We start from the raw sequence: 12,116 nt of genomic DNA, 5'->3' as shown, positions 1-12,116 counted from the left end.
CATACTTTCGTATGAGTTTCGCACAATTACTTCGTTTCATCTCTCAGACTCAATGTACCTAAACTTTCATTTGCTTCAAAATGATTATATGCTTTTCCCGCTAATTTTTTCCGTTCTTCTGGTAATTCTATATATTTCATTACGTTTTCAATTATTTTTTCGTACGGAGTAAATACAATTCCCGGCCACTCTACCTCATCTTCTGGATTACTATTTTCAGAAATAATAAATTTCTTATTTGCGACTGCATAAGACACGCGAGGTGTTTCAAGAATTCCTGATAAGTAAAAATGAATATTTAATATAATTTTAGCTCTAGCAATCAATTCATTTCTAACAATTCCCCACGCATTATTTTTAAAAACTATATTTAAATTTGGGGCAATCGCTTTTAGATGATCAAAAATAGCTTGCCGCCTCGGATTAAGAGCACCTATAAACAGAATATCAATATCTTCAGTAATGTCATCTTCAAATGCATCTTTTTTTATTTCCAAAGTTGGAGCATAGTTCATTTTTACATGTTTTATTTCTTTTCCTACCCCTTTTTGTTTTAGCCATTCTATATTTTGTTTACTATAATCCCAAATCACTCTATCTTTTAATAATATTAAATAAAGGGGGTGCGCATATGGACTTCCTTCGTATAGCTGTTCTAAATTATAAATAATTGCATCTTTCGGAAGAAGATTCGGGTTATATGCGTATGTATGTGCTCCAAAAACAACTGTATTCTTTACATTTTCTAGTATTGTTTCTGATATAATTACTGTATTTCCCTCCTGCTCCAACCGCCACTTTAAAGCTCGCGCAACATCTATGAAACTACCGTATGTCTTTGGGCATATAAAAAGACAATAATCATATTCTTTATTCAAATAAGCTTCCATTAATTTTAAATTATTTTTATATAAATCTACATCCGGATGTTTAAGCACTAACTCATTTGCATGTTTTCTTGCTACTTTATATAATCCAGCATAATAAGCAGCGATGCATCTTCTTAATTCGATTCTTTCACGATGTTCATCTAATACATCCATGTTTAAAAGAAGATTTGCGATACAATACGCTTTTAAATGATCACGGTCATAATAATAGTCTAGTAGTGGCATCAATTCTTCATACGTATTTCCATGCACCGATTCTCCTAGTTCAATCGCCCATCGCATTAATTCCATGATTACTCCACTACTCCTTTAACCGAAAATGTATTTAATAAAATTTCGCATTATTCTCTACTACATTTGCTATATGAAATGGAATCTCTTCTTTAATCGATTCCAAATACTTTTGCGACACGGCCCCTAAATGTTTTTTATGAGGTATATAGAAAGCACTAATAGAAATTTCATAGTCAAATAAGTAATCATACACATGATAATCTACAAATAAAAGATCATCCTTTGGAAAAGGAATTTCCTTCCCTTGCAGAGCATACATCAAAGCAATATTGTTTTGAGATCGTAATCGATACAACCTTGCAAGTTGGTATAATGGTTCAGCCCGGGTTGGTCTATATTCCCACGCTTTTTGAAAATAAAAAACAGCTAATGCTAAATATTGCTCTTCTTGCCCTTTAACAGTTTCTTTTTCATCAGCATCTGTCACTTCATTTTGTTTATTTGCTGAACGATTTGCTAACTGCTCATAACAAAATCCTATTCGCAATAACGAATAGAATACCTCTTCAACCCACCCCCCTGCTTCCACTCGTTTTTTATACCATTTAATCGAATCTTCAAATTGACTTAAATGAAAATAAGTTTGGGCTAAATAAAATAAATATCTTATATGCAAATCTGGCGTTGTTTCTGGGTCATTTATTCCTTGTAACAACAACCTCTCATCTCTTTCAAATTTATCAGCTTTACTCCCGCCATCTCCGGGATCATTCACGACAAGAGTCTCTAACCGATCTACCCTCGTATTGTAATTCGCTCCAACTTTTGAACGATCTATATCCCAATACTCATGAGTAACACCGACAGATTTCCATGGTAAAGAAGCTTTCAAAAGACGTGTAAGCCAATATTTAATATGAACATCATATTGCAATGTAAGATAATGATCTTCCGTTAAGCTCGTTTTATCGAAATTCGGATCAACCTCTAAAATCATATCCGCATCTAATATTAATAAATACTCTGCTTCTGGATATGTTTTTTGCGCTAATGAAACAGCTAAACTTCTGTTATAACCAAAGTTTTTAAACGGCTCATGATGAACCGTCCCAGGTATCTCATTTTCCTTACACCAATCTTCAATAATTTCAGGCGTATTATCCGTCGATCCAGTATCACAAATAGAAACATAATCTACAATTGATTTTGTTGCATTTAAACATCTTTCCATAATTCTAGACTCATTTTTGACAATCATACAAAGACATAACTTTTTTTCTTCCTTTACAGACTTCACTTGCTCATTTCCCATTTAACCACCTCATATTTTATTAACACGCTCTTCTCATATGTAACAACATTTTTTAGCTATACTGATGACATAAGCACCCTTTTACTATTTATGAAAACTTCATTTTATTTATTCTTACTTTTATGTTGGGACATATTTCATGCTTCGCTTTATATTTGATACAATCAATACAAAAAAACATAATACGGGAATCCGTACATTTCAAAGTCTAAGAGGAGGTTATATTTTGTCGGATTACATTTGGCTAGATGACAAATCACCAATTTTAGAACAACTACCAAATAATTTTAAATCTGCAGCTATATTGCTACATCCATTTGTCCAAATGCCTTTAGGATGGGAAAAGTCTGTGAGAAAAAGACCATATGAGCACATCTATCCTAGCGCTGAAGAAATCATTCACAATGGGAAATCCGTTTCTTGGAAGGAAATGATGTCTTGTAGTGGATTACATTCATACGCAGACCTAGCAATGGCCATGTTGACTTCCATTAGTGCCTTTTCAGAAGAATATAAAAGAGAGGATTTAGCTGAAAAGCTACATTCAAACTTAAAAAAAGATCTTTATTATCCAACAGAAGATTATACGTCTATATTTTTATTACACAAATTACTTAAACTCCTCGGTTCTAAAGGTGCAAAAAATCTATATTTCTCTGAACCAATTCTTGATACAAACGGATTATTACAGGTAAATAATACTACTCCATTAGATATTTGGGACATTAGCAATAATGAGTTAATTATTACTGGAGAAGACAATGAGTATGCGTTTATGAGTATATACGATTCCTTTACAACCTTATTATTAGCTAAAGAAGAAAATATAGAATATATTGTTCAATTAATGAATGTTGAAGCTGTCATTTGTGACAAAAAAACGATGATTGATTGGTATTTTTAAATTAGTAATTTCTTAAACTATAAAAAAGAAACTTGCGCTTATGCACAAGTTTCTTTTCAAAAACATCCTTATTTTTTTACAACTTCATGTCCACCGAACTGATTACGTAGTGCTGAAACTACTTTTCCATGGAATGTATCATCTTCCTGAGAACGATAGCGCATAAATAATGACATCGCGATTACTGGTGCCGCTGCTTGTAACTCAAGCGCAGTTTCAACAGTCCATTTCCCTTCTCCTGAAGAGTTCATTACACCTTTAATGCCATCAAGTTTAGGATCATCTGCAAATGCTTTTTCAGTTAAGTCCATTAACCAACCGCGGATTACTGATCCGTTCGCCCATACTTTTGCAACATCTTCATAATTGAAATCAAAGTCACTCTTATCTAGTACTTCAAATCCTTCAGCAATTGCTTGCATCATGCCGTATTCAATACCGTTATGAACCATTTTTAAGAAATGACCACTACCAACGCGGCCAGCATAAGAATAGCCATTTTCTACTGCTAAATCTTTAAATAAAGGTTCTAATTGGTCGTAAATTTCTTTTTCTCCACCAACCATTAAACAAGCACCGTATCTAGCTCCTTCTACACCGCCAGATGTACCGATATCTACATAATGTAATCCGAAGCTTTTTGCTTCTTCAGCACGGCGTAACGTATCTTTATAGAATGAATTTCCACCTTCAATAACGATATCACCTTCATCTAATAACGGATACACATCTTTTAATACTGACTCTACAACTTCTCCTGCAGGCACCATTACCCAGATCGTACGAGGAGCTTCTAATTCAGCGATCATTTCTTTTAATGTATGACGTGCAGTAATTCCTAGTTTTCCTGCCTTTTCTACAAGCTCTTTATTTACATCGTATACAACTACTTCATGCTTGTCTTCATGTAAGTGTTCAGCTAATGGGAATCCCATTTTTCCTAATCCAATTAATCCTAGTTTCATATTAATCAATCTCCTATTCTATACAAATATATTTAATATCGAAATTAGCCCAAGTGCTACTACAGATAATATAGTCTCCATTGCAGTCCATGTTAATAACGTTTCTTTCACAGTCATTCCGAAATACTCTTTAATCATCCAAAATCCTGAATCATTCACGTGTGATAAAATTAATGACCCTGCACCTGTTGCAAGTGCTAATAATTCAACATTTACACCTGGTGTACTTGCTGCAATCGGCGCAACAATACCAGCTGCTGTCATCATAGAAACAGTTGCCGATCCTGTCGCAACTCGGATAAGTGCAGCAATTCCCCATCCAAGTAATATTGGTGAAATATGTGATTCTTTCGCCATTTCAGCAATTGTAGTACCAATTCCAGAATCTAATAACACCTTATTAAATGCACCACCAGCACCAATTACTAACAGTATGTTTGCAATAGGTCCAAGGCAATCATTTGTAAATTGTAATACTTTATCTTTAGAAAATCCTTTTGCATAACCAAGGCTAAAGAAAGAATAAATCGTTGCAATTAATAAAGCGACTATTGGATCTCCAATAAAGTGTAACACTTGTGCAAGTTGACTCGTTTTATGTAACGCTACTTCAGCAATGGATGCACCAAGCATAAGAAATACTGGAAGTAAAATAGTAAACAATGTATTTCCGAAGCTAGGAAGTTCTTTCTTCTTATCTCTTTCAATAAATTGCTCCGCTATATCTAATGGTACTTCCTTATGTATACGAGCACCAATCCATTTCCCGTAAAGTGGACCTGAAATAATTGCAGTTGGAAGTCCGACAATTAACGCATATAAAATTGTCTTCCCTACATCTGCTTTAAAAATACCCACTGCCGCCATTGCCGCTGGATGCGGTGGGACAAGTCCGTGTACGACTGACAGTCCTGCTACTAGCGGAATACCGATTGTAATAAGTGATACCCCAGTTTCTAACGCAATTGTAAATACTAACGGAATTAATAGGACGAATCCAACTTGGAAAAATACCGGAATCCCTACTAAAAATGCAACGAACATCATCGCCCAGTGAACTCGTTTCTTCCCAAAACGATTAATTAATGTGTTAGCGATACGTTCAGCACCGCCAGATTCGGCCATCATTTTTCCAAGCATCGTTCCTAGTGCTAAAACTATCGCTAAAAAGCCTAACGTATTACCAAGCCCTAGTTTAATAGAATCAATAATCCCTGGATCTTTTGGTGAAGTTCCAATTAAAGGCATTCCCATTGCTAAACCTACACCAATTGCTGTTAAAATTAATGCGACAAATGGATGCCATTTTACTACCGTAATAAGTAAAAGTAGTATGACAACTGCCGCTAGTACGATCCCAACTACCATTTCTCCCAATCCCCCTATTGTTTACGTTGGAAAGCAGCTATACAATCAAATTCTTCTTTCAAGCGATTGTAAAGTCGTTCATACATATAAAACATTTCTAAATATATAGCCGTATTTTCTTTATTCGGTACATGGTGATGGACAATATCAATCCAACCCTTTACCTCTTCAAGAGAATCAATTTTTCCTACAGCATATAAAGCAACTGCCGCTGCCCCAAGCGCAGATGCTTCATGACTTTCAGGTACAAACAATTCTTTTCCCATCATATCGGACAACATTTGTCTCCAAAATGCAGATTTTGCAAACCCTCCTGAAACTCGTATTTCAGTAAGTGGCCCTGTACAATCCCTGATTGCGAGTGCTACTGAATATACACTCATACAAACACCTTCCATCACTGCACGTATAAAATGTTCTCGTTTATGTTGAAGATTGATTCCAAAGAATGTACCACGAGCGTTTGCATTCCAGTAAGGTGCGCGTTCTCCAGATAAGAAAGGTAAGAACAATAGCCCATCCGCTCCAGCTGGTACGCTTTCTGCATATTTAATTAATAAATCATAAGGATCAATGCCGAGCTTTCTTGCTACTTCTTGCTCTGGACTACCAAATTCATCACGTAACCATCTCAGTAATATTCCGCCGTTATTCGTTGGACCACCGATTACCCAGTGCTCATCTGTTAATGCGTAACAAAACGTTCTCCCTTTCTCATCTGTATTTATATTTGATGAGATTGTTCGAACCGCACCACTCGTTCCAATCGTAATTGCAGCCGCACCCGGTGATATCGCACCAACTCCTACATTTGCAAGAACCCCATCACTTGCTCCGATGACAATTGGTGTCTCTGCACTTATCCCCATCTTCTGTGCTAATTCTGGCTTCATACCTGATAAAATATATGTAGTGGGTACAGGGGTTGATAATTGTTCTGGTGACATATGTAACATAGTCAAAACATCTTCATCCCAGTTTAATGTTTCTAAATTAAATAACCCTGTAGCAGAAGCAATTGAATAATCAACTACGTAGCGTGAAAATAATTGGTAAATCACATACTCTTTAATGGAAATGAATTTATAGGCACTTGTATATAACTCTGGTTCCTCTTCTTTCATCCATAACAATTTAGAAAGTGGTGACATCGGATGAATCGGTGTACCTGTACGTCTATAAATTTCATGCCCATTCATTTGTTGTAATAATTTTTCTGATTGCTTCGTACTTCGATTATCTGCCCAAATGATAGAACGCGTTAATGGCGCACCATTTTCATCTACTGCAATTAATGCGTGCATAGCTGTACTAATACCGATTGAAGAAATATCTTCTGGTAATACATTACCTTTTTCAATGGCAACGCTTACACTTTTGTATACAGCGGCACATATTACATCAGGATCTTGCTCAGCCCATCCTACATTCGGTTGAATAATTGGGTAATCGATTGCATGTGATGCAATGACTTTTCCTTTTTCTGTGAACACAACCGTTTTTGTACTTGTGGTACCGATATCAATCCCGATTACTCTCCCCCTTGTTTCCATGCGAATCTTCCCTTCATTTCTAGCAAAATACGATTTAGTAAACCGTTTACATGAATTAGTATATAAAATATTTTTTCATTTATCAAGTTATAAAAAGAAAATTTTTTTCACAATAAAAAGTAAATCCCCTCATTCCATTTCACTTATATACTAAATTTAGCTTTTCCGTGCGGTAAAATTACGTTATCTTCTTTACGCAATACACTCTTTCCTCTCATTAACAACACATACATAGTCCTCCATACGTTCTACTCATTTGCATGAAAAAGCGTTGAAAAGCAATATTCATTTTTAGGGATCACGTTACATAACCATCAAGCCAAGAAAAGTAACTACCCGCAGAATGAGAATTCTGTGCATTTTGCTCTTGTTTATTGTTTTAGATTCACTAGTCCTTTTATCTTGATAAACATAGAGCGCGGCCCCCCTGCTATCACTTTTTTATCTTGTAAATATATCTTACATACTATAAAATTTAATAGTATTTTTATTTTTCAGAAAAATAAAACAATAATATAGAATTTATTGTATAATGTTGTAAAAAGATGTCGGAGGGATTTAATGTTAAATAAAATATCTCAATTCACAATTAAGCTTTCATCAATTCTTTTATCACTCTTACTATTATTAAATTTACCTTATTTATTTATCACTCAACAAGGGTTTACCTTTCAACCAATTTATTTTTTTAATCAGATCGTTACCATGTTAAAACAGGTCTTCTCCCCTGAATCATTAGTGATTATAGGATCAGACCCGAAGTTTGGCCATTTCAAAAAAACACCATTATTTCCAACTGTTTTAGAACCTTACCTATATTCATTTACTATATTATTTTTAGCCTTTTTTCTTGCTCTCTTTCTATCATCTAGCATGGCATTTTTTTATTTTTTAGCGAAAGATTATATAAAAAAATGGATAAACCGAATTGTGTTCATATTAGAAGCTGTCCCTGATATGATGATGATGATTTGTTTGCAAATATTCTTCATATGGGTACTTCAAAAATTCGGGGAATCTCCTGTCACTATTATTTCTTTTAATGAAAATCGAGCTTATTTACTCCCTATTTTATCATTAGCTGTCTTACCTACATTACAAATGTTTCGGATGATGGTGTTATACATAAAAGAAGAAGAAGGAAAACATTACGTAGAGGTTGCATATGGAAAAGGCCTTTCATCAAGTTATATACTCTGCATTCATTTATTCAAAAATATATCTATCCACTTCTTTCACCATTTAAAAACGATTTTTGTTTTCTTACTTTCTAATTTATTCATTTTAGAATTTGTTTTTAATATGGAAGGCATTATTCAATTTCTATTTAATAAGGCGTTTGTTTCACCTCCCGCTGCATTTATCATACTTGTTATGATTATTTTACCGTTTTATGCCATTTTCCAAATAGTCTCATTCATGATGAATAGATGGAAAAAGCAATTGAAAGGAGTATCATTATGAAATCTATTTGGAAATCAAAACGCTTTTTAATCGGCTTTACTTATCTATTCATACTTATTTCAGCTAGTTTTATTTATAGTTGGTTCTTTAAAGATAACATCCCAAAACCTCCTCAGTTACTTTACAATGACAATAACGAATTACTTGGAAAGGCCCCCTTTCCGCCATCGTTAATTCCACCTTTTGGATCTGATCGTTTTGGAGAGTCTGTTTTCTTACAAATTGTAGAAGGAGCAAAATTCACTATTTTATTAGCCGTAGCAATTAGCTTCTTTCGAATTTTATGCGGAACATGTATAGGAATCCTCTTAAGTTTATATGCTCCAAAACTCAAGAGATTTTTCCAGTCATGCTCAGAAGTTTTTTATTATATTCCAACTCTATTTATCGCATTCATACTCATCACGCCCGTTAATATTATAATCACATCAAATGCTGATGGGGTAGATCCAAATATTTCATTTACGTTTTATCAAGTACTCGTACTTATTTTCGTCGCTCTGCCTACACTTTCTTTATACATATCCTCAGAGGTTGATGAATTTATGAAACAAGATTACATCTTAAGTTCACAATTACTGGGGGCTAGTCGTTTTCATATTATTAAAAAACACTTACGAGTCTTATTACTTGACCGCTTATTTGTATTATTTATGGAACATATCGTCCAAACACTCATACTCGTTATCCATTTAGCGTTGCTTAACATTGTAATTGGCGGCATACAAATGCGTGAACTCTATGACGGAGTGCTCAAACCTGTTTCTCTATCTAATGATTGGGCAGGTCTTATTGGATTAAATCGTAATGAAATGAATCTTTCATGGTGGATTATTTTTTATACTCTCGCTTCATTCTTTATTACGATTCTATTTATTAAGCTTATGACCATCGGGATTCAAGATGCACTGAAAGCAAGAGATTCGCAAATTGTAGCAATTCAAAACGTTCCAGATCATAAAAAATTTGTTAAACATAAAGATTCCTTTTCGTTTGCAAATAAAGTAAACCTTTAATCATTTCTCATTAATCAAGTATTAATTGGCATCGATATTAGTAGAAAATAAAGAAGATGATCCCTATTAAATACAGGGATCATCTTCTTATGCTGTCTAACTTTTTTACATGTCCTTTGCTAGACTCATGCTTTTTATATTTAAAGTGAATTATTTGCAATCACAATTATGTTTTTTAAAATCAATTACCATACGCCCTTGAATTCTACCTTGTTCCATTTCTTCGAATACATTTTGTACTTTATCTAGCGAACAAGTTTGAACAACCGGCACTACTTTTCCTTCTGCCCCAAACATAAACGCCTCTTCCAAATCTTTACGAGTACCCACTAGAGAACCAACTACTTCAATTCCATCCAATACAAGTCGCGGGATGTTTAAGTCCATTGTTTCTACTGGTAGCCCTACTGCAACTACTTTACCGCAAGCACGTACTGCATCAACTGCTGAGTTAAAGGCTATTTTAGAGACTGCTGTTACTACCGCAGCATAAGCGCCACCAAGCTCCTCTTGAACAATTTTATCAGCAGGACCTTGAGAAATTGGATTGATAGTCATATCAGCACCAACTTCTTTCGCTAAGGCTAATTTGTCGTCATTAATGTCTACTGCGATTACCTTTGCACCAAATACATTTTTAGCATATTGGATAGCTAAGTTACCTAATCCACCGCAGCCATAGATTACAATAGGTTGACCAGGTTTAATATCTGATACTTTAATAGCTTTATATGTAGTTACACCAGCACATGTAATTGATGATGCTTGAGCAGGATCTAATCCTTCTGGTACTTTTACCGCATAATCAGCTGTAACGATACATTGTTCAGCCATACCACCATCTACTGAATAACCTGCGTTTTTAACTTCACGGCAAAATGTTTCTCTACCAGTTACGCAATATTCACAACGTCCACAAGATTGGAACATCCATGCAATACTTACACGGTCACCTATCTTTAGCGAATTAACATCATCAGCTATTTTCGTAACAATACCTACACCCTCATGACCAAGAATACGGCCATCAGTGTTACCAAAATCATGATTCGCAACGTGTAAATCAGTGTGGCAAACTCCACAATACTCTACATCTACTAACGCTTCGCCTGAGCGTAACGGACGTAATTCTTTTTCAATCACTTCGATGTTTGCTTTGCTGTTTTTATTAACCACTACTGCTTTCATATGTGATCTCCCCTTTAGTGTATTAGCGTTTTAATGAGTTTATCTCACAACTACTTTCCTCACTACTTTGGCTAGTTATTGTACCAAATTTAAGTGTTCAATCATCATTACATCTTCATCATAACATGACACTTCATAAACAGCTTGTGAAATTATGAACAATATTTGAATTATTACACAAATCGGTCTTTATTTTAAATTTTTAAAAATGAGAGTTTATCACTGACTATAAGTAAGTCATACATTTCTAAAAGAAAATAAAGTAACAAACTTCTCATCGATAAAAAAGCTCTTCACTCAATATTTTCTATATTTAAACACTTAGTTTCACAGTAATAGCCTTTACCGCCAACATAAACTTTTTCTATTTTATTTTTGCTATTGGTTGCTAATTTAACTAATATTTCGGAAGGCGAGTGTAAAGAATAACCTTGTTCAAATACATAGACTTCTTTTTGCAAATAGTGCTGTTCATAAAGGTAGCAAGCTAATGCACCGTTTGAAGTTCCAGTCGCTGCTTCTTCATTAATGTCGTATAGTGGAGCAAAATTTCTGCATATAAATCGATTGTCATTAAAAGTATATAGATGCATCCCAACAACATTATAATACTTGCTGATTTCTTTAATTTTTTCAAAATTAGGTTGCAGTGCATGTAATTGTGTTTCGCTTTTTATAGGAATTAAAATATCTTTTAAGCCCGTGGAGACAATTTGGATTGGGTATTTATTGTCTATATCTTTAATGTCAAAACAGTCGGTGAACTCATTTGGAGATACAACATCATAGAATATCGGTTTATTTTGTTCCATGAATATGATGTCATCTGTTATGGTAATAGTAAGAACACCGCTGTTCGTTTCAATCGTATAGCGATTCTTGAAAATTTTATTTAAATGCATCAGTATCGCGAAAGAGCCAATTGTGGCATGACCACATAAATCAACTTCTTCTTTTGGAGTAAAATACTCAAATTTATAATCAGCAATTTCAGATTCTGATATAAATGCGGTTTCCGCATAACCCAGTTGTTTCGCTATTGTCTTTTTTTGAGTAGTGGTCAATGTATTTGTATTCTCAATAAATACCACTCCTGCTTTATTTCCGCCTTTATGATCCTTGCTAAATGCACTTGCAACATAAACAGATATTTTCATAAGACACCTTCCTCGCCTATAGTAAATTTCAATATAATAATTACTATATATAAATATAATCGGAT

At 34.4% G+C, this 12,116-nt stretch carries 10 protein-coding genes; 3 read left to right on the top strand and 7 right to left on the bottom strand.

The window, feature by feature from the left end; genetic code table 11:
* Positions 1-26: 26 nt before the first annotated feature.
* Both IBT51_RS21035 and IBT51_RS21030 read right to left on the bottom strand, forming a co-directional pair.
* A complete protein-coding gene (locus IBT51_RS21035) occupies positions 27-1,181 on the bottom strand; it encodes a CgeB family protein (protein ID WP_000422334.1) in 1,155 nt (384 codons plus the stop codon).
* Positions 1,182-1,215: 34 nt separating this feature from the next.
* Complete coding sequence (locus IBT51_RS21030; protein WP_200458583.1) at positions 1,216-2,436, bottom strand: glycosyltransferase; 1,221 nt, start codon at positions 2,434-2,436, stop codon at positions 1,216-1,218.
* A 139-nt stretch (positions 2,437-2,575) separates the two neighbouring features.
* Here IBT51_RS21030 and IBT51_RS21025 point away from each other — a divergent pair, with 139 nt between their 5' ends.
* Positions 2,576-3,340, top strand: a complete 765-nt coding sequence (locus IBT51_RS21025) for a DUF2711 domain-containing protein (protein ID WP_200458584.1) — start codon at positions 2,576-2,578, stop codon at positions 3,338-3,340.
* A 68-nt stretch (positions 3,341-3,408) separates the two neighbouring features.
* Here the strand turns inward: IBT51_RS21025 and gnd are convergent, their stop codons facing one another.
* From gnd to gntK, 3 genes are read right to left on the bottom strand one after another with little or no spacing between them, the layout of a single operon-like run.
* A complete protein-coding gene (gnd, locus tag IBT51_RS21020; RefSeq protein ID WP_000765981.1) occupies positions 3,409-4,305 on the bottom strand; it encodes a phosphogluconate dehydrogenase (NAD(+)-dependent, decarboxylating) in 897 nt (298 codons plus the stop codon).
* A gap of 18 nt (positions 4,306-4,323) precedes the next feature.
* On the bottom strand, positions 4,324-5,673 hold the full coding sequence (locus IBT51_RS21015; protein ID WP_000260205.1) for a GntP family permease: 1,350 nt from the start codon (positions 5,671-5,673) through the stop codon (positions 4,324-4,326).
* 14 nt (positions 5,674-5,687) lie between these two features.
* The gene (gntK, locus tag IBT51_RS21010; RefSeq protein ID WP_069355533.1) at positions 5,688-7,226 is read right to left on the bottom strand and encodes a gluconokinase; all 1,539 of its coding nucleotides are present in this window, start codon (positions 7,224-7,226) and stop codon (positions 5,688-5,690) included.
* 561 nt (positions 7,227-7,787) lie between these two features.
* Here gntK and IBT51_RS21005 point away from each other — a divergent pair.
* A complete protein-coding gene (locus IBT51_RS21005; protein ID WP_000932680.1) occupies positions 7,788-8,690 on the top strand; it encodes an ABC transporter permease subunit in 903 nt (300 codons plus the stop codon).
* The gene (locus IBT51_RS21000) at positions 8,687-9,706 is read left to right on the top strand and encodes an ABC transporter permease (protein WP_000836572.1); all 1,020 of its coding nucleotides are present in this window, start codon (positions 8,687-8,689) and stop codon (positions 9,704-9,706) included. Before IBT51_RS21005 ends, IBT51_RS21000 begins: the two co-directional genes overlap by 4 nt.
* Before the next feature lie 150 nt (positions 9,707-9,856).
* Here IBT51_RS21000 and adhP read toward each other — a convergent pair whose 3' ends face one another.
* Complete coding sequence (adhP, locus tag IBT51_RS20995; RefSeq protein WP_088023298.1) at positions 9,857-10,894, bottom strand: alcohol dehydrogenase AdhP; 1,038 nt, start codon at positions 10,892-10,894, stop codon at positions 9,857-9,859.
* Positions 10,895-11,187: 293 nt separating this feature from the next.
* Positions 11,188-12,051 carry a PhzF family phenazine biosynthesis protein gene (locus tag IBT51_RS20990; RefSeq protein WP_200458585.1) on the bottom strand — a complete coding sequence of 288 codons (864 nt, stop codon included), beginning with the start codon at positions 12,049-12,051 and terminating at the stop codon, positions 11,188-11,190.
* Positions 12,052-12,116: the final 65 nt, after the last annotated feature.

The sequence above is a fragment of the Bacillus sp. S71 genome, from assembly GCF_016625265.1.
Lineage (GTDB): Bacteria > Bacillota > Bacilli > Bacillales > Bacillaceae_G > Bacillus_A > Bacillus_A cereus.
Note: the sequence above shows the minus strand (reverse complement) of the source record. Positions and strands in the feature narration are given on the sequence as shown.